This is a genomic window from Nocardioides sp. NBC_00368 (assembly GCF_036090055.1).
In the GTDB taxonomy this organism is placed as follows: Bacteria; Actinomycetota; Actinomycetes; order Propionibacteriales; family Nocardioidaceae; genus Nocardioides.
In genome coordinates, this window is the sequence record NZ_CP107970.1 from 2,162,672 (window position 1) to 2,183,930 (window position 21,259).

The following is a 21,259-nucleotide window of genomic DNA, read 5'->3' on the forward strand; positions in this document are numbered from 1 at the left end:
TGTTGCGCTCAGCGGCTGGATCTCGACCCGCTTCGCGGGTTCGCAAGCTCACCCGCTGCGCTCGCTCGATCTCTTCGCGTTGTGAGCCTGCGACGTCGTCGCAGGCTCACAGGCTCAGACCTCGCCAGCGATGTACTTGACGGGCGCGTAAGTCGCCTTGTCGTTGTACTGGTAGATACCGATCGACGCGGCCGTCGGGCTACCGGTCTCGCCGAGCTCGATCGGGCCGGACTTGCCGTCGTAGTCGATGTCCTTGCCGTCCTCGATGAGCTTGACGCAGTCGGCGTACGTCTCGCACTTCTCGCCACCGGTGGTGATGTCGACGATCTCCTTGGCGATCGCCTCACCGTTGTCGTTGTCGGCCTGCACCGCCGCCAGCGCGGAGACGATGGTGGCGTCGTAGGACTCGGCGGCGTAGGAGTAGTCGGCCAGCTTCGGGTCGACCTTCAGCAGCTGCTCCTTGAAGTCACCGGTGGTCTCGGCGCCGGGCAGGGTGCCCTTGACGCCCTTGAGCTCACCCTTGGTGAAGTCCTTGGAGTAGTCCGACAGGTTGCCGTCCACGAAGTAGGTCGGCAGCTTGGCCGGGCCGGCACCCGCGGCGATGAGCTGCGGGATGAGCTTCTTGGTCTCCTCGAACGCGATCACGACGACCGCGTCCGCACCGGCGCCCGCGATCTCGTTGATCTGGGCGTCGAACGAGGTGGCGTCCTCGGAGTAGAACGCCGTGGTGGCGACCTTGGAGCCGGCACCCTCGAGGTTGGCCTTGACCTCCTCGGCGAGCGTCTCACCGTAGGCGTCCTGGCGGGCCAGGATCGCGACGTTGGTGCGCTTGTCCTCCAGCAGCAGGTTGGCCATGACGGCGCCCTGCAGGATGTCGGACGGAGCCGTGCGGAAGTAGAGGTCCGGCTTGGCGAAGTCGCCCTCGTCGAACTCGGTCGAGGTGTTGGCCGGGGAGAACATCACGGTGCCGGACGACATGATCTTGTCGATCACGGTCATCGACACGCCCGAGGAGGCCGTGCCGACGATGACGTCGGACTTGGCGTCGATGAGCTTGTCGGCCTCGGTCGGCGCGATCGCGGAGGTCGTGTCACCGGAGTCGGCCACGACGGACACGACGTCCTTGCCGAGCACACCACCGGCGGCGTTGATGTCCTGGATCGCCAGGTCGGATCCGGCGAACTCGGGCGGGCCGAGGAACGCGAGGCTGCCGGTCTGCGGGAGGAGCTGCCCGATGGTGAGAGTGCCGTCGCCCTTGGCGGCAGCCTTCTTCTCCGGCTCCTCGGAAGCGGTCTCGCCGCCGCAGGCGGCGAGGGTGAAGCTGAGCGCCAAGGCGCCGGCGCCCGCGGTCAGCTTCATCCAGGTAGAGGATGATGAGTTCACTGCTTTGTCCCTCTTTCGTATGGGCTGGCCCGGCTCACGTCGGACCTTGCGGAGACACATTAGAGACGGTCGGAAGGCGAATCACCCGAGCGACCTGTTTTTCACCAATCCGTTACATCTCCCCCATGGCATCATTGCCTGGGTTGCCGCCATGATCGGCTCCGTATCATCGGGGCCGAGGTGACCCATGATCACTCGGGGAACCCGATTCCCGCCAGGAACAGGCACGATCGTGGAGGAATTGTGATGATCTGTATGCACGGCGCCCATGGAGGACCGACTCGATGAGCAGGGTGCCGGTGACGCTGCGGGAGGCGCGAGCCGACGATGCGCTCTTCCTCCTCGGCATCTGGCAGGACGCGCTGCGGATGGCCGACGCCCAGGAGCAGCTGGGCGATCTCGAGAGCATCATCCGCGGTGCCGACGCCTCCCCCGACCAGCGCCTCCTGGTCGCCGAGTGCGGCAGCGAGCCCGTCGGCGCGGTCTACCTGTGCGCCACGACCTTCGGTCCGCTCAACCTGGAGCCGACCGTGCAGATCTTCGCGCCCCACGTCGTCCCCAGCTTCCGCCGCCGCGGCGTGGGCCGGATGCTGATGGAGTCGGCCGTCGCCTTCGCGGAGGAGCGCGGGGTCAGGACGATCGCCGCCGCGGCCACCGCCGGCGGCCGTGACGGCAACCGGTTCCTCGCCCGGCTCGGCCTCGGCGCCCAAGCGGTCATGCGGGTGGCTCCGACGGCAGTCGTACGCTCCCGGCTCAACGTCCTCGGCCGGGCCCTCCCCCACCACGCCCGCCTGCAGCGCAGCCCGAAGCAGTCCAGCGCCGTCGGCGAGCTGCTCGCCGCCCGCCGTTCCCAGCGACGCTCGCACACCGTCGCCTGAGCCACCCGACAGCAGAAGACGACCAGGGCCCCGGAGCAGCGCGCTCCGGGGCCTCGGTCGTTCGGGACGTACGCCCTCAGTCCTCCTTGGCACCCAGGGTGCCGAGGTAGAGCTCGATCACCTTCGGGTCGTCGGCGAGCTCGCGGCCGGCGCCCGTGTAGGCGTTACGGCCCTGGTCCAGCACGTAGCCGCGGTCGCAGATCTGCAGACAGCGGCGGGCGTTCTGCTCGACCATCACGACCGAGACACCGGCCTTGTTGATCTTGCGGGTCTGGACGAAGACCTCGTCCTGCATGACCGGCGAGAGCCCCGCGGAGGGCTCGTCCAGCAGCAGGACCGACGGCTCCATCATCAGCGCCCGGCCCATGGCGACCATCTGGCGCTCACCGCCCGAGAGCCCGCCGGCACGCTGCTTGCGCCGCTCGCCGAGGGCCGGGAAGATCGCGGTGACGAAGTCGAACCGCTCCGCGAACTTCTTCGGGGCCTGGTAGCAGCCCATCTCGAGGTTCTCCTCGATGGTCAGGCTCGGGAAGACGTTGTTGGTCTGCGGGACGAACCCGATCCCCCGGCTGACCAGCTCGTCGGCACGCTTGCCGGTGATGTCCTCGCCGTTGAGCTTGACCGTGCCCTCGTGGATCTTGACCAGGCCGAACAGCGCCTTGAGCAGGGTCGACTTGCCGGCGCCGTTGGGGCCGATGATGCCGACCAGCTCGCCGGGCTGGCAGTAGAGGTCGGTGTCGTTGAGGATGTTGACCCCGGGCAGGTAGCCGGCGATGAGCCCGTCGGCACGGAGCACCGCACCCTCGGCCTCGCTCAGGTGCTTCTCGCGGAACTTCTCCGCATCGGTGGAAGTCACTTCGCGTCCTCCTCTTGGGCGATCTCGGCCTCGACCTCGGCCTCGAGCTGCTCCTCGTCGAGATCGCTCAGGTCGGTGTCGTGGTGGGCCCCGAGATAGGCATCGATGACACGCTGGTCGGCCATGACCGACTCCGGGGTGCCCTCCGCGACGATCTTGCCCTGCGCCATCACGATGACCCAGTCGGAGATGTCGCGGACCATGTCCATGTCGTGCTCGACGAAGAGGACCGTGCGGCCCTCGTCGCGCAGAGACTTCACGTGGCCCAGCAGCGACTGCTTCAGGGCCGGGTTCACCCCCGCCATCGGCTCGTCGAGCATGACCACCTCCGGATCGACCATGAGCGCGCGGGCCATCTCCAGCAGCTTCCGCTGGCCGCCGGAGAGCGACCCGGCGAAGTCCTCGCGCTTCTTGTCGAGCAGGAAGCGGGCGAGCAGGTCGTCGGCCTTCTCCGTGACGGCGTTCTCCTGGTTGCCCCACAGGAACTTGAACGGCGCGGCCCAGAACCGCTCACCCTTCTGCCCGGTGGCGCCCAGGCGCATGTTCTCGATCACGGTGAGCTTGGCCAGCACCTTGGTGAGCTGGAAGGTGCGCACCATCCCGAGGCGGGCCACCTTGTAGGGAGCGACGCCCTTGAGGGACTTGCCCTCCAGGCTCCACGAGCCGGTGTTCGGCTGGTCGAAGCCGGTCAGCAGGTTGAAGAACGTCGTCTTGCCGGCCCCGTTGGGGCCGATCAGCGCGGTGATCGCACCCCGCTGGATCTCGACGTGGTCGACGTCGACGGCGGTGAGGCCGCCGAACGTACGCGTGATGTTGTCGGCGACCAGGATCGGGTCGGGCTTCTTGGCGCCCGGCTCGGTGCTCACACCGGCCAGGCCCGCGGGCCCGGTCTTGATCTCTGCGTTCTTCTCTGCGTTCGTCTGGTCAGTCATGTCAGCGTCCATCGATCGCGATCTCCCTACGGTCGCCGAAGATCCCCTGGGGTCGGAAGATCATCAGCAGCATGATGGCCAGACCCAGCACGATGTAGCGGATCACGCTGGCCTGGGTGTCGGTCATGATCACCGACGGGATCCAGCCACCTTCACCAGCCGACTGGCTGAAGAACGAGCCTAGCCCCGCGATCAGGAACCAGAACAGGATCGAACCGATGACGGGGCCCATCACCCGGGCGGCGCCACCGAGGAGCAGCGCGGCGAAGGCGTAGAAGGTCATCAGCGTCGAGTAGTCGCTCGGCACGACCGAGGCCTGCTTGAGAGCCAGGAACATGCCGCCCAGACCACCGATGACGCCACCGAGGGCGAGGGCCTGCATCTTGTAGGCGAAGACGTTCTTGCCCAGCGAGCGCACCGCATCCTCGTCCTCGCGGATCGAGCGCAGCACGCGGCCCCACGGGCTGCGCATGAGCGCCCACACCAGCACGCAGCACAGCGCGACCAGGATCCAGCCCACCGTCAGTGACCACAGGTCGTTGCGGCCGAACGAGATGATGCCCAGGTCGATGCCGCTGTTGTAAGGGTTCGCCTCCTGGAAGGGCCGGGCGAAGCCGTTGAGACCGTTGGAGCCACCGAAGGTGTCCTTGGTCTCCACGGCACCGAAGACGAACCTCAGCACCTCGGCCGCCGCGATCGTGACGATCGCCAGATAGTCGGCGCGCAGACGCAGGGTCGGCACACCCAGGATCACGGCGAGCACCAGCGGTGCCACCAGCGCCATGATGATGCCGAGCCAGAACGGGGCGTCGAAGGTGACCACGGAGACGGCCAGACCGTACGCACCCACCGCGACGAACCCGGCCTGGCCGAAGTTGAGCAGCCCGGTGTAGCCGAAGTGGATGTTGAGGCCGATCGCGGCCAGGGCGAAGACGATCGCCTGCGGGCCGAGCGCCTGCTGCAGCCCTGCCCGGAGAATGTCGAGAATGTCCATTGTCTCTCCTACCCGAGCCGCTCTTTACGACCCAGGATGCCCTGGGGCCGCACCAGCAAGATCACGATCATGATCAGCAGCGGGCCGACCTCCTTGATCGAGCTGGGTACGCCGAACAGCGGCCCGAGCTCGTAGACGAGCCCGATCACCATCGAGCCGACGAGGGCACCCCAGATCGTGCCGAGACCACCGAGGGTGACCGCGGCGAAGATGACCAGCAGGATCCGCATGCCCATGAAGCTGTTGACCTGAAGCTGCATCGCGTAGAGCACGCCGGACAGCGCGGTCAGCGCCCCACCGATCACCCACGCGTTGGTGATGACGCTGTCGACCCGAAGGCCCGAGGACGCGGCCAGCGCGGGGTTGTCCGAGACCGCGCGCATCGCCTTGCCCATCCGGCTCTTGGCCATCCACACGCACACCACGGTGATGGTGACGATCGCGATGAGGACGATGACCGCCTCGCGGTCGGAGAGCGAGAGACCGAGGTAGTACCAGTGCTGCTCGCGCTGCTGGCCGCTGTACTGCGACAGCGAGCGGGTCGAGGAGCCGTAGAAGTACTGGAACAGGTAGCGCAGGAAGATCGCCAGACCGATCGAGACGATCATCATCGCGATCAGACCGGTGCCGCGGCGGCGCAGCGGGCCCCACAGGACCTTGTCCTGCACGTAGCCACCCACACCGCCGAGGATGACCGCGATGATGCCGGCCAGGATCACCGAGACCGTGGCCAGACCGCCGGTCTTGAAGATCTGGTCGAAGGTCCAGGCCATCACCGCACCGAAGGTGAGCAGCTCACCGTGGGCGAAGTTGGACAGGCCGGTGGTGCCGAAGATCAGCGAGAAGCCGAGGCCGGCCAGACACAGGACCAGAGCGAAGACGATGCCGGCGCGCAGGTTCTGGGCGAGGTCCTTGGCGAAGTTCGACTGCTCACCGGCGGTGACGCCGATCGGGAAGATCGCCCGGTTGTTGGGGCCCTGGAAGCGTACTTGGACGGTGGCCTCGTTCTTGGTGTTCTCGTCGAGGACCGTCCCCTCGGGAAGGGTCTTCTCGTCGAGGGTCACCGTGTACTTGCCGAGCTCCTCGACCACGATGATCGCGACACCCTTGGCGTCGGTGACGCCCTCGCCGGCCTTCTCGCCGTCCTTGCTGACCTCGAGGGTCACTCCCGAGATCGGTTTCGGATTGCCTTGGGCATCCTTGTTGGCCTCGTCCTGAAGCGTCACCTGGATCGCGGTGGCATCCGGCGGTGGGGTGTCGGTTGCCTGTGCGGCACCCGCGCTCCCTACCAACAGCACCATCAGCGCACCGATGAGCGCGACGAGGACTCTGTAGAGCCGCTTGCGCACGTGGGTACTCCTGCCTGTGTGTCCTGAAGACGGATCCTGACACCAGCCGAACACGCTGGTCAGCCGGATCCGCGCGGGCAGTCTAGGCCGACCTCACCCACGAACAAGCCACAGGTTCGCCCTCATCTGAGACCGCAACCGATCTGTGACGTGCCGTTTACACGGATTCAGGTACGCGGCCCGCTGACGCCGTGCTCGATGACGCCCTCGGCGACCTGGCGCATCGACAGACGCAGGTCCATCGCGGTCTTCTGGATCCAGCGGAACGCCTCGGGCTCGCTCAGGGTGAGCCCCTCCTGGAGGATCCCCTTGGCCCGGTCGACCGCCTTGCGGGTCTCCAGCCGGTCGGTCAGACCGGCGACCTCCTTCTCGAGCTGGGCGAGCTCCTGGAAGCGGCTCACCGCCAGCTCGATCGCGGGCACCAGGTCGGTGATGTTGAACGGCTTGACGAGGTAGGCCATCGCCCCCGCGTCGCGGGCCCGTTCCACGAGGTCACGCTGCGAGAAGGCGGTCAGCATGACGACCGGGGCGATCCGGTCGCGCGCGATCGCCTCCGCGGCCGCGATCCCGTCGAGCACCGGCATCTTCACGTCGAGGATCACCAGATCGGGTCTGTGCTCGGTGGCGAGCTCGATCGCGGCCTTGCCGTCGCCGGCCTCACCGACGACCTCGTAGCCCTCCTCGGTGAGCATCTCCTTGAGGTCCATCCTGATCAGGACCTCGTCCTCCGCGATCACGACCGTACGCCGCGCCTGGGTCTCCGGGGTGCTGCTGGGGTTGCTCTCCGTCACGAGCACAGACTAGGCCATCACGGGCACGTCCCGGTGCAGTGATTCCGCCCACGGTCCGGTAGATTTTCCCGCGCGGAGCCCATTCTGGCTCCCGGGAGCCCCGGTATCCCAACGGCAGAGGAAATGTGCTCAAACCACATCAAGTGTCGGTTCGAATCCGACCCGGGGCACAGAATTCGCTCGTACGTTCCATGAAAGTGTCGGTGCTCGAGCGCAGACTACGACCATGTACGCAGCCCGTGTCCGCGTCGAGGCACTCGCCCTGCTTCAAGGGCGAGTCGCTGTCTGCAGCGGCGCGGGCTACGGGAGTTGCCCGATCTACGATCCGCGAGTGGCGAGACAGCAAGCCGGGTGAGAGACCGGGCGCCTGTCCGCGGTGCGACGGCCGTCCGATCGACCAGGAGGCGTACGCCGCGCTTCTCGGTTTCTACCTCGGCGACGGCCACATCGCGAAAGCCGCGCGCTACTACTTCCTCCGGATCACGTGCGACCTGGCCCATCCCCGGATCATCGACGACGTAGTCGACCTGCTCGGCCGAATCAGGCCGGGCGGCAACGTATTCATCGTCAGGAAGCCCGGCTGTGTGGACGTTCAGCTGAATTGGCAGCACTTGCCCTGCCTCTTCCCGCAGCACGGCCCCGGCCGCAAGCACGAACGCAAGATCGTCCTGGAGCCATGGCAGCAGGAGATCGTGTCAGCCCACCCCGGCCCGTTCCTCCGTGGGCTGTTCCATTCTGACGGGTGCCGGGTGTCGAACTGGGCGACCCGGATCGTCGCCGGAGAGAAGAAGCGCTACGAGTACGGCCGCTGGCAGTTCGTCAATCATTCGGACGACATCCGCGGCCTGTGCACCTGGGCGCTCGACCTGGTCGACATCCCGTGGCGCCAGTCCTCCTGGAAGACGATCAGCGTCTCGCGCCGCGAGGCGGTCGCGGCGCTCGACGCGTTGATCGGCCCGAAGAGCTAGCCCTTGCGCTCGTAGGCGGGCGCGACCTCGTTGATCGCGTCGCCGATGCGGTGGATGCGCAGGGCGTTGGTGGAGCCGGGGATGCCGGGAGGCGAGCCGGCGATGATGACGACGAGCTCGCCCTCCTCGACGCGACCGAGCTTGAGCAGGTTCTCGTCGACCTGGCGGACCATCTCGTCGGTGTGCTCGACCTCGTCGGTGCGGAAGGTCTCGGTGCCCCAGCTGAGCGCGAGCTGGCTGCGTACGGCATCGGAGGGGGTGAACGCGAGCAGCGGGATCGAGCCGCGCAGCCGGGAGAGGCGGCGGGCGGAGTCGCCGGAGGTGGTGAAGGCGACCAGGTACTTGGCGCCGACCCGGTCGGCCACCTCGGCGGCGGCCTTGGCGATGACACCGGAGCGGGTGTGCGGGTCCCAGTCGATGCGGCTCAGCTCGGCGGCGGCGGAGCCGTCCCGGGAGAAGGCGTGGCGCTCGGTGGCGGCGATGATGCGGGCCATCGTCTCGACGGTGTGGATCGGATAGTCGCCCACGCTCGTCTCGGCGGAGAGCATCACGGCATCGGCGCCGTCGAGGACGGCGTTGGCGACGTCGTTGGCCTCGGCGCGGGTCGGCGCCGGGTTGGAGATCATCGAGTCGAGCATCTGGGTGGCGACGATGACCGGCTTGGCGTTGAGGCGCGCCAGCTCGATGATCCGCTTCTGCAGGAACGGGACCTCCTCGAGCGGACACTCCACGCCGAGGTCGCCGCGGGCGACCATGAACATGTCGAAGGCGGCGATGACCTCGTCGAGGTTGTCGATCGCCTGCGGCTTCTCGATCTTGGCGATGACCGGGACGACGCGCCCCTCCTCGTCCATGATCTTGCGGACGTCCTCGTAGTCCTTCGCGTTGCGCACGAAGCTGAGCGCGACCATGTCGACGCCGAGCCGGAGCGCGAACCGGAGGTCCTCCTCGTCCTTCTCGGACAGGGCCGGGACGGAGACCGCGACGCCGGGCAGGTTGATGCCCTTGTTGTTGGAGACCGGGCCGCCGACCAGCACCTCGGTGTGGACGTCGGTGTCGTCGACCGCGGTGACCCGCAGGCGCAGCTTGCCGTCGTCGATCAGGATCGGGTCGCCGACCTTCACGTCGCCCGGAAGGCCCTTGTAGGTCGTGCCGCAGATCTTGTCGGTGCCGGTCACGTCCCGCGTGGTGATGGTCCAGGCCTGACCCCGGTGCAGGGTGGTCGACCCCTCCTCGAAGCGCTCGAGGCGGATCTTGGGCCCCTGCAGGTCGGCGAAGATGCCGACGCTGTGCCCGCTCGCCGCAGCCGCCTCCCGCACCAGCGCGTAGTTGCTGGAGTGGTCGTCGTGGGACCCATGGCTCATGTTCATCCGGGCCACGTCCATGCCTGCGTAGACGAGCTCGCGGATGCGACGCTCCGTCCCGACGGCGGGTCCCAGGGTGCAGACGATCTTCGCTCTTCTCACGGGAGCCCAGACTACCCCTCTGGATCGTTCAAACCAGCACCCGGACCACGTCCTGATCAGGCCGTTCATCCAAGGTTCTCGCCCTGGTCCGCGTCGGATGTCGTCCCTCCACGCTGGGCCCGGCGCGAGGTCGCCGGCAGCTAGCGGCTCACCGCAGACCCGGGCAATGCACGTGTGCCACAAACTCGTCGTCACAAGTGTGTACGAACTCTGTCGGATCGTCCGATCCGGTGGCTGAGACCCGACTGGCCCGACACCTCCGAAGGGGAGGTGCCGGGCCAGTGGTCGGCACGCCGTTGTGCCTAGGCCTGTCGGCCTCAGACGGTCAGCTGCCGGTCCGTCGGACGGATCGGCGCCGGCAGGTTTGTCGAGCCGGTCAGGTAGGTGTCGACCGCGGCCGCGGCGGCACGGCCCTCGGCGATCGCCCATACGATCAGCGACTGGCCGCGGCCCGCGTCGCCGGCGACGTACACGCCGGGGACGGAGGTGGCGAAGGAGTCGTCGCGGGCGACGTTGCCGCGAGCGTCGTACTCCACACCCAGCTGGGTGAGGAGGCCGTCCTTCTCCGGGCCGGTGAAGCCCATCGCCAGCAGGACCAGGTCGGCGGGGATCTCCTTCTCGGTCCCCTCCTTCTCGGTCAGCTTGCCGTCGATGAACTCGACCTCGACGAGCTTCAACGCACGTACGCGGCCGTCCTCGGTGCCGAGGAACTCCTTGGTGGACACGGAGTAGACCCGCTCGCCACCCTCCTCGTGCGCGGAGGCCACCCGATAGGTCATCGGGTAGGTCGGCCAGGGCTGACCCTCGGGGCGCTCCTCCGGCGGACGCGGCATGATCTCCAGCTGGGTGATCGACTCGGCGCCCTGACGGATCGCGGTGCCGAGGCAGTCGGCGCCGGTGTCACCGCCACCGATGATGACGACGTGCTTGCCCTCGGCCAGGATCTGGTCGGGGACCGCCTCGCCGAGCGAGGCCCGGTTGGACTGCGGCAGGTATTCCATCGCCTGGTGGATGCCGTCGAGCTCGCGCCCGGGGACCGGCAGGTCGCGGCCGACGGTGGAGCCGTTCGCCAGCACGATGGCGTCGTAGCGGTCCTGGAGCTGGGCGCCGGTGATGTCGGTGCCGACGTTCACGCCCGCCCGGAAGACCGTGCCCTCACGGCGCATCTGCGCCAGGCGCTGGTCGACCTGCGACTTCTCCATCTTGAACTCCGGGATGCCGTAGCGCAGCAGCCCACCGATCTTGTCGGCCCGCTCGTAGACGGCCACAGTGTGGCCCGACCGGGTGAGCTGCTGGGCGGCGGCCAGGCCCGCGGGCCCGGAGCCGATGACGGCGACCGCCTTGCCGGAGAGCCACTCGGGCGGCTGCGGCTTGACGAAGCCCGAGTCCCAGGCCTTGTCGATGATCGAGACCTCGATGTTCTTGATCGTCACCGCGGGCTGGTTGATCCCCAGGACGCAGGCGGCCTCACACGGAGCCGGGCAGAGCCGGCCGGTGAACTCGGGGAAGTTGTTGGTCGCGTGCAGACGCTCCGAGGCACCCTCCCAGTCGTTGCGCCAGACCAGGTCGTTCCACTCGGGGATGATGTTGCCGAGCGGGCAGCCCTGGTGGCAGAACGGGATGCCGCAGTCCATGCAGCGCGAGGCCTGGGTGTTGATGATCGGCAGCAGGGTCTTGCCGATCTTGCCCGGGTAGACCTCGTGCCAGTCCTTGACCCGCTCGTCGACGGGACGACGGGTCGCGACCTCACGCCCGTTCTTCAGAAAACCCTTCGGGTCAGCCATGGAGGACCTCCATAATTCGCTGCGCGGCCTCGTCCTCGTCGAGGCCCTCCTCGAGGGCCTCCTCCTGGGCTTCGAGCACGCGCTTGTAGTCACTGGGCATGACCTGCGTGAAGCGGGTCAGAGAGTTCGGCCAGTCGGCCAGGAGCGCCTCGGCGACGGCCGAGCCGGTCTCCTCGAGGTGGTCGCGCACCAGCTGCTCGAGCTCGGCGGCGTACTTCTCCTCGACGCCGGTGGCGTCGACCAGTTCCCCGTTGAGCCGCTGCTCCGCGAAGTCGAGGACCCAGGCGATGCCGCCGGACATGCCGGCCGCGAAGTTGCGGCCGGTCGGGCCGAGCACGACGACACGGCCACCGGTCATGTACTCGCAGCCGTGGTCGCCGACACCCTCGGTGACGATGCTGGCACCAGAGTTGCGGACCGCGGCCCGCTCCCCCACGCCACCGCGGATGTGGATCCGCCCGCTGGTGGCGCCGTAGGCCAGCGTGTTGCCGGCGATGATGTGCTCCTCGGCCCTGAACCCGGCCGTACGCTCCGGTCGGATGACCACGCGGCCGCCGGAGAGGCCCTTGCCGACGTAGTCGTTGGCGTCGCCCTCCAGGCGCAGCGTCAGCCCCTTGGGGATGAACGCGCCGAAGGACTGGCCCGCGGAGCCGGTGAAGGTGATGTCGATCGTGCCCTCGGGCAGGCCTTCACCGCGGTAGCGCTTGGTGATCTCGTGACCGAGGATCGTGCCGACGGTGCGGTTGACGTTGCGGATCCGCAGCTGGGCGCGTACGGGCTCGCCGCGCTCGAGTGCCGGCGCCGCGAGCGGCAGCAGCTCGTTGACGTCGAGCGACTTCTCCAGACCGTGGTCCTGGCCCTTGGTGTTGTAGAGGGCCTGGTCGGAGAACTGCTGCGGCGACTCCACGCGGGTGAAGATCGGCGAGAGGTCGAGCCCGGAGGCCTTCCAGTGGTCGATCGCGTCGCGGGCGTCGAGCGCCTCGGCGTGACCGACGGCCTCGTCGATGCTGCGGAAGCCCAGCTCGGCGAGGAGCTCGCGGACCTCCTCGGCGATGTAGCGCATGAAGTTGACGACGTACTCCGCCTTGCCGGTGAACCGCTCACGCAGGACCGGGTTCTGGGTGGCGACGCCGACCGGGCAGGTGTCGAGGTGGCAGACCCGCATCATCACGCAGCCGGAGACGACCAGCGGCGCGGTGGCGAAGCCGAACTCCTCGGCGCCGAGCAGCGCGGCGATGACCACGTCACGGCCGGTCTTGAGCTGGCCGTCGGTCTGCACCACGATCCGGTCGCGCAGGCCGTTGAGGAGCAGCGTCTGCTGCGCCTCGGCGAGGCCGAGCTCCCACGGGCCACCCGCATGCTTGAGCGAGGTGAGCGGGGAGGCACCGGTGCCACCGTCGTGACCGGAGATCAGGACCACGTCGGCGTGGGCCTTGGAGACACCCGCCGCGACGGTGCCGACGCCGACCTCGGCCACGAGCTTCACGTGGACGCGAGCGCTCGGGTTGGCGTTCTTCAGGTCGTGGATCAGCTGAGCGAGATCCTCGATCGAGTAGATGTCGTGGTGCGGCGGCGGGGAGATCAGTCCCACGCCGGGCGTCGAGTGACGGGTCTTGGCCACCCACGGGTAGACCTTGTGACCCGGCAGCTGACCGCCCTCGCCGGGCTTGGCGCCCTGGGCCATCTTGATCTGGATGTCGTCGGCGTTGGTCAGGTATTCGCTCGTCACACCGAATCGACCCGAGGCGACCTGCTTGATCGAGGAGCGCCGCTCGGGGTCGTAGAGCCGCTCGGGGTCCTCGCCGCCCTCACCGGTGTTGGACTTGCCGCCGAGGATGTTCATCGCGACGGCGAGCGTCTCGTGAGCCTCCTTGGAGATCGAGCCGTAGGACATCGCGCCGGTGGAGAAGCGCTTGACGATCGCCTCGACGGGCTCGACCTCGTCGATCGAGATCTTCTGGCGGCCCAGCTCCTCGGCGCTCTTGAGCTTGAAGAGCCCGCGCAGCGTCATCAGCCGCTCGGACTGCTCGTTGACGCGGTCGGTGTACTGCTTGAAGACGTCGTAGCGGCCGCTGCGGGTGGCGTGCTGCAGACGGAAGACCGTCTCCGGGTCGAACAGGTGCGGCTCGCCCTCGCGACGCCACTGGTACTCGCCGCCGATGGGCAGCGCGCGGTGGGCGTTGGCGACGCCGTCGCGCGGGTAGGCCGTGGCGTGCCGCTTGGCGACCTCCTCGGCGATCACGTCGAGACCGATGCCGCCGAGCTTGGAGGTGGTGCCGGTGAAGTAGCGGTCCACGACCTCCTTCGACAGGCCGACGGCCTCGAAGATCTGCGCGCCGGTGTAGGAGGCGACCGTGGAGACGCCGATCTTCGACATCACCTTGAGGACACCCTTGCCGAGCGCCTTGATCGTGTTGGCCATCGCCTTCTCGGCGTCGGCCTTCACGTAGTAGCCCTCGTAGGCGAGGTCCTCGACGGACTCGACCGCCAGGTAAGGGTTGACCGCCGCGGCGCCGTAGCCGATCAGCAGGGCGACGTGGTGGACCTCGCGTACGTCGCCGGCCTCGATCAGCAGGCCGACCTGCGAGCGGGTGCGCTCGCGGACGAGGTGGTGGTGCACGGCGCCGGTGAGCAGCAGCGACGGGATCGGCGCCATCTCCTGGGTGGAGTGGCGGTCGGAGAGGACGATGATCCGGGCACCGTCCTCGATCGCCTGGGAGACCTCGGCCGAGATCTCGTCCAGGCGGGTGCGGAGCGCCTCGGCACCGCCGTCGACCTCGTAGAGGCCGCGGACGATGTGGACCTGGAAGCCCGGCATGTCGCCGTCACGGTTGATGTGACGGATCTTGGCCAGGTCGTCGTTGGAGATGACCGGGAACGGCAGCACGATCTGCCGGCACGAGGCCGGGCCCGGGTTGAGCAGGTTGGACTCGGCGCCGATGGTGCCGTTGAGGCTCGTGACGAGCTCCTCGCGGATCGCGTCCAGCGGCGGGTTGGTGACCTGCGCGAAGAGCTGGGCGAAGTAGTCGAACAGCATCCGCGGCTTGTCGCTCAGCGCCGCGATCGGGCTGTCGGTGCCCATCGAGCCGATCGGCTCGGCGCCGGTGTTGGCCATCGGCGCGAGCAGGATCCGCAGCTCCTCCTCGGTGTAGCCGAAGACCTGCTGGCGGCGGGTCACGCTCGCGTGGGTGTGGACGATGTGCTCACGCTCGGGGATGTCCTCGAGGCGTACGAGACCGGCGTGGAGCCACTCGTCGTAGGGGTGCTCCGCGGCGAGCTCTGACTTGATCTCGTCGTCCTCGATGATGCGGTGCTCGGCGGTGTCGACCAGGAACATCTTGCCCGGCTGGACGCGGCCCTTGCGGACCACGGTGGCGGGGTCGATGTCGTCGAGCACGCCGGCTTCGGAGCCGAGCACGACCAGGCCGTCCTCGGTGACCCAGTAGCGGGAGGGACGCAGACCGTTGCGGTCGAGGACCGCGCCGATCTGGGTGCCGTCGGTGAACACGACCGACGCCGGGCCGTCCCAGGGCTCCATCAGCGAGGAGTGGAACTCGTAGAACGCCTTGCGGGCGGGGTCCATCTCCTCGTGCTTCTCCCACGCCTCCGGGATCATCATCAGCATGGCGTGCGGCAGGCTGCGGCCGGCCAGGTGGAGGAGCTCGAGGACCTCGTCGAAGGAGGCCGAGTCGGAGGCGCCCTCGGTGCAGATCGGGAAGAGCCGCTCCAGGTCACCCGGGATCAGCTCGGAGGAGAGCAGCGCCTCGCGGGCCTTCATCCAGTTGCGGTTGCCCATCACGGTGTTGATCTCGCCGTTGTGGGCGATGAACCGGAACGGGTGGCTCAGCGGCCAGCTCGGGAAGGTGTTGGTCGAGAACCGGCTGTGGACGACGGCGATCGCGGAGGCGACCCGCTCGTCGAGGAGGTCGGGGAAGACCTCGGCCAGCTGGGGCGTGGTGAGCATGCCCTTGTAGACGATGGTGCGGCTCGACAGCGACGGGAAGTAGACGTCGGTCTCCTTCTCCGCGCGCTTGCGCAGGCAGAAGGCGAGCCGCTCGAGGGCCAGCCCCGTCACGCGCTGCTTGGCGCCGGCGACGAAGAGCTGGCGGAAGGTCGGCATGACCGCCTTCGCGGTGGCGCCGAGGGACTCCGGGTTGACCGGTACGTCACGCCACCCGAGGACCTCGAGGCCCTCCTCGGTCGCGATGTCCTCGACCAGCTTGATGGTGCGCTCGACCTGGTCGACGTCGCCCGGGATGAAGGCGGTGCCGACGGCGTAGGCACGCTCGGCCGGAAGGTCGAAGTCGACGACCTCACGCAGGAACGCGTCGGGAACCTGCAGCAGGATCCCGGCGCCATCGCCAGAGTTGGTCTCGGCGCCGGCGGCGCCGCGGTGGTCGAGATTCACCAGGGCACGGATGCCCTGCTTCACGATGTCGTGGCTGGCGACGCCGGTCAGTGTTGCAACCATGGCGACGCCGCAGGCGTCCTTCTCGAACCGAGGGTCGTAGAGGCCCTGGGGGGATGGATACGAGTGCTCGTACGGCACCGGGATCTCCCGTCTGTCCGGGCTCGGGAACGCACGATCCGACGCAGCCCAATAGCCCCGGATTTCCGACTCTGCTTCGAGCCGGGTCCGGAGCGTGGGGATGTTCTGCGACAGGTGCGCGCGCCCTTGCGGGGATGAAACTGGCAATCTGCAGGGGACAGCGTTGGCCCGCGCGAGTGCGGCTAGGTTACCACTGTGTCACGCGTAGGTTGCGAACGAGGGTCCATCCACGGACACCCTCCCGCCGGGCGCGACTTTGCGCCCAACATCTGCGTCTGATCAGGCCTTTGTCGAGGATTCCTCGTCGTCGGTCCCGTTGTCGGCATCATCGCCGACGGAGTCGCTGTCGGTCTCGATCTCGGTGTCGATCTCGGTCTCGTTCGCCGGGGCCTTGGCAGGATCGCTGTAGACCTCGTCCTCGACTTTACCCCGGCCGGTGAAGGTGGCGTACGCCCACCATGCTGCGGCCAGCACGAACAGGATGATCGACATCCACTCGCTCCAGCGCAGGCCGAGCACGTCGACCAGCTGGACGTTGTCGATGCGCAGGGTCTCGATCATGCCGCGGCCGAGGCAGTAGGCCATCACGTAGAGGGCGACCACGCGGCCACCGCCCAGGCGCAGCTTCTTCTGCAGGTAGACGATCACGAAGAAGAGCGCGATGTCCCAGAGGAACTCGTAGAGGAACGTCGGGTGGAACGTGGTGCCGACGGGGAACTGGCTGGGGCCGTCGGGAAAGCGCGACGGGTCGATCTCCAGACCCCAGGGCAGGTCGGTGGGCCTGCCGTAGAGCTCCTGGTTGAACCAGTTGCCCCAGCGGCCGATGCCCATCGCCAGCAGACAGGTCGGGGCGATGGTGTCCAGCAGCGGGACGATCTTGATGCCCTTGGTCCGGGCGCCGATGATGGCGCCCACGGCGCCGAGCGCGATCGCACCCCATACGCCGAGACCACCGCGCCAGATGTAGAGCGCCTCGATCGGGTTGGCGCCGTCGCCGAAGTAGAGCTGCCAGTCGGTCATGACGTGGTAGATCCGGCCACCGACCAGTCCGAACGGCACCGCCCACAGCGCGATGTCCTGGATGTCGCCGGCCCGGCCGCCGCGGGCCTGCCAGCGCCGCTCGGAGACCCAGACGGCGACGATGATGCCGAGGATGATCGCGAAGGCGTAGCCGCGCAGCGGAACCGGCCCGAGCCAGAGCACGCCTTCGGCCGGGCTGGGGATGGACATCGGGAGCATCATGCGGCGTTTTCTTCCTCAAGAAGGTGGTGGATGTCGTCGGCGAACTGCTTGGGCGAGGTGTTCATCGACCACACGACCCGCGCCTCTCCCCCGGTGACTGCGGAGACGTGGGTGTCGTGGACCCCGAGATCGTAGCCCCCACTGGGTAGCCGGTCGGCCTCCCCTATGTAGAGCCGCATCGACTCGGCCAGGGTGACGATGTCCTTCAGGTCTCCGGTGAGGCCGATGAAGTCGTCGTCGTAGCGCTCGAGGTACTTCTCGAGCACCTCGGTCGTGTCGCGCGCCGGGTCGGTGGTCACGAACACGACGTCGATCTTCTCCCGGTCGGTGTCGTCGAGGCGGGTCAGGGCGGCGGTCAGGCTCGACATCACCAGCGGGCACTCGTCGGGGCACTGGGTGTAGCCGTAGAACACCAGCGTCAACGGCTTGTCGGCGTCGGTGGCCAGCGAGAAGGGCTCACCGTCGGTGTCGGTCAGCGCGGTGTCGGAGAGCCGGTAGGGAGTGTGCTCCTGCCCGGTCATCGCCGAGGCCGGCGCCTGGCCGGTGCCGGCCGCGCCGCAGCCGCTGAGGACTCCGACGAGAGCGAGCAGGACGGGTAGGACGAGAAACCTCAACGCGCGCGGACTCCCGCGGCCAGGTCCTCGGTCAGGCTCGCCAGCGCCTTGAGCGCCGCCTGCTCGTCGGAGCGGTTGTCCAGCAGCGTACGCACGAAGGCGGAGCCGACGATGACGCCGTCGGCGTACGCGGCCATCTCCGCCGCCTGGGCGCCGTTGCTGACCCCGAGGCCGACGCCGACGGGAAGGTCGGTGGTCTTCTTCGTACGGGCGACCAGCGGGGCGGCCAGGTCGGAGGTCTTGGCACGCGCGCCGGTGACGCCCATGACCGCGGTGGCGTAGACGAAACCGCGGCACTGGGCCGTGGTCATCGCGATCCGCTCGTCGGTGCTGCTCGGCGCGACCAGGAAGACCTTGTCGAGGTCGCGGGCGTCGGCGGCCTCGATCCACTCCGGCGCGAAGTCGGGGGTGATGTCGGGCGTGATCAGCCCCGCGCCGCCGGCGTCCTGCAGCTGCTGGGCGAAGCGGTCCACGCCACGACGCTCGATCGGGTTCCAGCTGGTCATCACCAGGGTCGGCACCCCGGTCGCGGCCACGGCCTCGACGACGCGGAACACGTCGTCGACACGTACGCCGCCGTCGAGCGCCTGCTGCACGGCGTCCTGGATCGTGGGGCCGTCCATGACCGGGTCCGAGTAGGGCAGGCCGATCTCGATGATGTCGCAGCCGGCCTCGACCATCGTGGTCAGCGCCTCGATCGAGCCCTCGACCGACGGGAAACCCGCCGGCAGGTAGCCGACCAGGGCGGCACGGTTCTCGGCCTTCGCCTTCTCGAACGCTACCGACGTGCTCACTTTGCGTCTCCCAATCCGCTGTGCTTGTCGCTTCGGGCCTGGGCTCCTTCGTCGCCCAACCCGAAGTATTCGATGGCCGTGCCCATGTCCTTGTCGCCGCGACCGGACAGGTTGATCAGGATCGTGGCGCCCTCGCCGTGGCGCTCCTTGATCTCCGGGGCGATCTTGATGGCGCCCGCGATCGCGTGGGCCGACTCGATCGCCGGGATGATGCCCTCGGTGCGGGAGAGCAGCGCGAAGGCGTCCATCGCCTCCTTGTCGGTGATGCTCGTGTAGCGCGCCCGGCCGGACTTGGCCAGCCAGGCGTGCTGCGGGCCGACGCCCGGGTAGTCGAGACCGGCGGAGATCGAGTGGGACTCGATGGTCTGGCCGTCCTCGTCCTGGAGCACGTAGGTGCGGGCACCGTGGAGCACGCCCGGGTCGTTGGCCTGGATGGTGGCGGCGTGACGGCCGGTCTCGAAGCCGTCTCCCCCCGCCTCGAAACCATGGATCTCGACATCCTCGTCGTCCAGGAACGCGGTGAAGAGGCCGATGGCGTTGGAGCCGCCACCGACCGCGGCGACGACGGCGTTCGGGAGGCCGCCGAACTGCTCGATGGACTGCGCCCGGGCCTCGTCGCCGATGCCGCGCACGATGTCGCGCACCAGCGTCGGGAACGGGTGGGGCCCGGCGGCGGTGCCGAACAGATAGGCGGTGTGGTCGACGCTGGCGACCCAGTCGCGCAGCGCCTCGTTGATGGCGTCCTTGAGGGTGCCGCTGCCGGAGGGCACCGGGACGACCTCGGCGCCGAGCAGCCGCATCCGGGCGACGTTGAGCGCCTGGCGGTCGGTGTCGACCTTGCCCATGTAGACGGTGCAGTCGAGGCCGAAGTAGGCGGCCGCGGTCGCGGAGGCGACGCCGTGCTGGCCGGCACCGGTCTCGGCGATCACCCGGGTCTTGCCCATCCGCTTGGTGAGCAGGGCCTGGCCGAGCACGTTGCGGATCTTGTGAGCGCCGGTGTGGTTGAGGTCCTCGCGCTTGAGGAGGACCCGTACGCCGAGCTGCTCGGAGAGCCGGGTCGCGTGGTAGAGCGGGCTCGGCAGGTTGGCGTAGTCCCGCAGGATCGCGTCGAACTCGGCCACGAACTCCGGGTCGGCCTTCGCCTTCTGCCAGGCGTCGTCGAGCTCGATGAGCGCCTTCATCAGCGCCTCGGGCATGAAGCGGCCGCCGAACCCCTCGGCCTCACCACCGAACCAGCCGAACTCGTCGGCGTCGTAGGAAGTCGTCTCGTGGATGTGAGTTGTCATGGCTGTATCTGCTCTCGGATCTACTCTTGGCCTCAGCCTTGGATTCCGGTGAACTCGGCGACCGTGGCTTGCGGGTCGCCGTGCTTGACCAGCGCCTCCCCCACCAGGACCGCGCGGGCCCCTTCGGAGACGTGGCGCTTGACGTCGGTGGCGGTGAAGATGCCCGACTCGGCGACCTTCACCCGGTCCTCGGGGATGAGCGGGGCGAGCCGCCCGAAGACGTCCTGGTCGATCTCCAGGGTCTTCAGGTTGCGCGCGTTGACGCCGATCAGCTCGGCGCCGAGGTCGACCGCCCGGGCGACCTCGTCCTCGTCGTGGGTCTCGACCAGCACGGTCAGCCCCAGCTCACCCGCCCGGTCGTAGAGGCGGCGCAGGGTGTCGTCGTCCAGCGCGGCCACGATCAGCAGCGCCAGGTCCGCTCCGGCGGCCCGGGCCTCGAGCAGCTGGTAGGGCTCGACGATGAAGTCCTTGCGCAGGATCGGCGTCTCGACGGCCGCGCGGACCGCGACCAGGTCGGCGAGCGACCCTCCGAAGCGGCGTTCCTCGGTGAGCACCGAGATCGCGGCGGCACCGCCGGCGGCGTACTTCTGGGCGAGCTCGGCCGGGTCGGGGATGTCGGCCAGAGCGCCCTTGGAGGGGCTCTTCCGCTTCACCTCGGCGATCACGCTGCTGCCCGGCGCACGGAAGTGCGGCATCGGGTCGCGCGGCGCGTCGACGTCGGCCAGCCGGGCCCGCAGGTCCGCCTCCGACACCGTCTCCTGACGCTGTGCCAGGTCCAGACGTACGCCGTCGATGATCTTTTCGAGCACCGACATGTTTAAACCTCTCGTTTCTGGGTAAGACCCACGTGCAAAGCCTCTCACCCGAACCGTGACACGCCCGATTTGGCGCCACAGTGCGGGCGGGAAACGTTAAGTTTCTTTCACCTCAACCCAACTCGCCTGACTTTGGAGGTCAGACACATGAGCTACGGAACTCCGCCGCCACCGCCGCCGTACGGTTCGCCGGCACCCGGGCAGCCCGGCCAGCCTGCGGGCAACAACAAGAAGGCGATCTGGGCACTTGTCCTCGGCATCCTCGGTTGTGTCTGCTGTGGTTTCTTCACCGGTATCCCGGCGATCATCCTGGGCAAGATGGCCCAGAACGAGATCGACGCCTCCGGCGGCGCGCAGGGCGGGCGTGGCATGGCCACCGCCGGCTTCATCCTCGGCATCGTCGCCGTCGTCCTCGGCATCATCGGGATCATCCTGAACCTCTCCGGTGCACTCGACTTCAGCGGCAGCACCAGCACCTACTGAGCTCGGCCCATTGAGCTCGGCTCTTGGAATCAGCGAGGCCCCCGGCGGATCCGCCGGGGGCCTCGCTGTCTCAGG

At 68.3% G+C, this 21,259-nt stretch carries 17 protein-coding genes and 1 tRNA gene; 4 read left to right on the forward strand and 14 right to left on the reverse strand.

The features are described 5' to 3' along the window. Nucleotides 1–114: 114 nt before the first annotated feature. Nucleotides 115–1,359: an ABC transporter substrate-binding protein gene (locus OG984_RS10280; protein WP_328531491.1), complete on the reverse strand. Its 1,245-nt coding sequence runs from the start codon at nt 1,357–1,359 to the stop codon at nt 115–117. Nucleotides 1,360–1,667: 308 nt separating this feature from the next. Here OG984_RS10280 and OG984_RS10285 point away from each other — a divergent pair, with 308 nt between their 5' ends. Then, a complete protein-coding gene (locus tag OG984_RS10285) occupies nt 1,668–2,261 on the forward strand; it encodes a GNAT family N-acetyltransferase (protein WP_328531492.1) in 594 nt (197 codons plus the stop codon). Nucleotides 2,262–2,337: 76 nt separating this feature from the next. On the opposite strand, the gene OG984_RS10290 is transcribed toward OG984_RS10285, so the two are convergent. The 5 genes from OG984_RS10290 to OG984_RS10310 form a co-directional block, all read right to left on the reverse strand. Then, complete coding sequence (locus tag OG984_RS10290; RefSeq protein ID WP_328531493.1) at nt 2,338–3,117, reverse strand: ABC transporter ATP-binding protein; 780 nt, start codon at nt 3,115–3,117, stop codon at nt 2,338–2,340. Further along, a complete protein-coding gene (locus OG984_RS10295) occupies nt 3,114–4,049 on the reverse strand; it encodes an ABC transporter ATP-binding protein (protein ID WP_328531494.1) in 936 nt (311 codons plus the stop codon). The genes OG984_RS10290 and OG984_RS10295 overlap by 4 nt, the downstream gene beginning before the upstream one ends. 1 nt (nt 4,050) lies before the next feature. Continuing rightward, a complete protein-coding gene (locus OG984_RS10300) occupies nt 4,051–5,043 on the reverse strand; it encodes a branched-chain amino acid ABC transporter permease (RefSeq protein ID WP_328531495.1) in 993 nt (330 codons plus the stop codon). Between the two features lie 8 nt (nt 5,044–5,051). Then, nucleotides 5,052–6,392 (reverse strand): ABC transporter permease subunit, encoded by a 1,341-nt coding sequence (locus OG984_RS10305; protein WP_328531496.1) that lies wholly within the window; start codon nt 6,390–6,392, stop codon nt 5,052–5,054. A 167-nt stretch (nt 6,393–6,559) separates the two neighbouring features. Further along, nucleotides 6,560–7,099, reverse strand: coding sequence for a response regulator (locus OG984_RS10310; RefSeq protein ID WP_206443621.1), 540 nt, complete (start codon nt 7,097–7,099; stop codon nt 6,560–6,562). A 181-nt stretch (nt 7,100–7,280) separates the two neighbouring features. Here OG984_RS10310 and OG984_RS10315 point away from each other — a divergent pair. Both OG984_RS10315 and OG984_RS10320 read left to right on the forward strand, forming a co-directional pair. Beyond that, nucleotides 7,281–7,353 (forward strand) — tRNA-Leu (locus OG984_RS10315). A 27-nt stretch (nt 7,354–7,380) separates the two neighbouring features. Further along, nucleotides 7,381–8,151 (forward strand): transcriptional regulator, encoded by a 771-nt coding sequence (locus tag OG984_RS10320; protein WP_328531497.1) that lies wholly within the window; start codon nt 7,381–7,383, stop codon nt 8,149–8,151. On the opposite strand, the gene pyk is transcribed toward OG984_RS10320, so the two are convergent. The 8 genes from pyk to trpC form a co-directional block, all read right to left on the reverse strand. Continuing rightward, entirely contained in the window at nt 8,148–9,617 is a 1,470-nt protein-coding gene (gene pyk, locus OG984_RS10325) for a pyruvate kinase (protein WP_328531498.1), read from the reverse strand. The genes OG984_RS10320 and pyk overlap by 4 nt on opposite strands. A 317-nt stretch (nt 9,618–9,934) precedes the next feature. Then, nucleotides 9,935–11,401, reverse strand: a complete 1,467-nt coding sequence (locus OG984_RS10330) for a glutamate synthase subunit beta (RefSeq protein WP_328531499.1) — start codon at nt 11,399–11,401, stop codon at nt 9,935–9,937. Then, nucleotides 11,394–15,950, reverse strand: a complete 4,557-nt coding sequence (gltB, locus tag OG984_RS10335; protein ID WP_328531500.1) for a glutamate synthase large subunit — start codon at nt 15,948–15,950, stop codon at nt 11,394–11,396. The genes OG984_RS10330 and gltB overlap by 8 nt, the downstream gene beginning before the upstream one ends. Before the next feature lie 279 nt (nt 15,951–16,229). Further along, on the reverse strand, nt 16,230–17,180 hold the full coding sequence (lgt, locus tag OG984_RS10340) for a prolipoprotein diacylglyceryl transferase (protein ID WP_328531501.1): 951 nt from the start codon (nt 17,178–17,180) through the stop codon (nt 16,230–16,232). An 8-nt stretch (nt 17,181–17,188) separates the two neighbouring features. Next, nucleotides 17,189–17,806 (reverse strand): SCO family protein, encoded by a 618-nt coding sequence (locus OG984_RS10345; protein WP_328531502.1) that lies wholly within the window; start codon nt 17,804–17,806, stop codon nt 17,189–17,191. Then, nucleotides 17,803–18,600 (reverse strand): tryptophan synthase subunit alpha, encoded by a 798-nt coding sequence (gene trpA / locus OG984_RS10350; RefSeq protein ID WP_328531503.1) that lies wholly within the window; start codon nt 18,598–18,600, stop codon nt 17,803–17,805. The genes OG984_RS10345 and trpA overlap by 4 nt, the downstream gene beginning before the upstream one ends. Further along, complete coding sequence (gene trpB, locus OG984_RS10355; protein WP_328531504.1) at nt 18,597–19,886, reverse strand: tryptophan synthase subunit beta; 1,290 nt, start codon at nt 19,884–19,886, stop codon at nt 18,597–18,599. Before trpB ends, trpA begins: the two co-directional genes overlap by 4 nt. Nucleotides 19,887–19,918: 32 nt before the next feature. Continuing rightward, entirely contained in the window at nt 19,919–20,701 is a 783-nt protein-coding gene (gene trpC, locus OG984_RS10360; RefSeq protein ID WP_328531505.1) for an indole-3-glycerol phosphate synthase TrpC, read from the reverse strand. Nucleotides 20,702–20,848: 147 nt separating this feature from the next. Here trpC and OG984_RS10365 point away from each other — a divergent pair, with 147 nt between their 5' ends. After that, a complete protein-coding gene (locus tag OG984_RS10365) occupies nt 20,849–21,184 on the forward strand; it encodes a DUF4190 domain-containing protein (RefSeq protein WP_328531506.1) in 336 nt (111 codons plus the stop codon). Nucleotides 21,185–21,259: the final 75 nt, after the last annotated feature.

Bases quoted from the DNA above. Each gene is read 5' to 3' on its own strand.
- OG984_RS10280 (WP_328531491.1), bottom strand. From the start codon at position 1,359: ATGAAGCTGACCGCGGGCGCCGGCGCCTTGGCGCTCAGCTTCACCCTC.
- OG984_RS10285 (WP_328531492.1), top strand. From the start codon at position 1,668: ATGAGCAGGGTGCCGGTGACGCTGCGGGAGGCGCGAGCCGACGATGCG.
- OG984_RS10300 (WP_328531495.1), bottom strand. From the start codon at position 5,043: ATGGACATTCTCGACATTCTCCGGGCAGGGCTGCAGCAGGCGCTCGGC.
- OG984_RS10295 (WP_328531494.1), bottom strand. From the start codon at position 4,049: ATGACTGACCAGACGAACGCAGAGAAGAACGCAGAGATCAAGACCGGG.
- trpB (WP_328531504.1), bottom strand. From the start codon at position 19,886: ATGACAACTCACATCCACGAGACGACTTCCTACGACGCCGACGAGTTC.
- OG984_RS10310 (WP_206443621.1), bottom strand. From the start codon at position 7,099: ATGGACCTCAAGGAGATGCTCACCGAGGAGGGCTACGAGGTCGTCGGT.
- lgt (WP_328531501.1), bottom strand. From the start codon at position 17,180: ATGTCCATCCCCAGCCCGGCCGAAGGCGTGCTCTGGCTCGGGCCGGTT.
- OG984_RS10330 (WP_328531499.1), bottom strand. From the start codon at position 11,401: ATGGCTGACCCGAAGGGTTTTCTGAAGAACGGGCGTGAGGTCGCGACC.
- OG984_RS10365 (WP_328531506.1), top strand. From the start codon at position 20,849: ATGAGCTACGGAACTCCGCCGCCACCGCCGCCGTACGGTTCGCCGGCA.
- trpC (WP_328531505.1), bottom strand. From the start codon at position 20,701: ATGTCGGTGCTCGAAAAGATCATCGACGGCGTACGTCTGGACCTGGCA.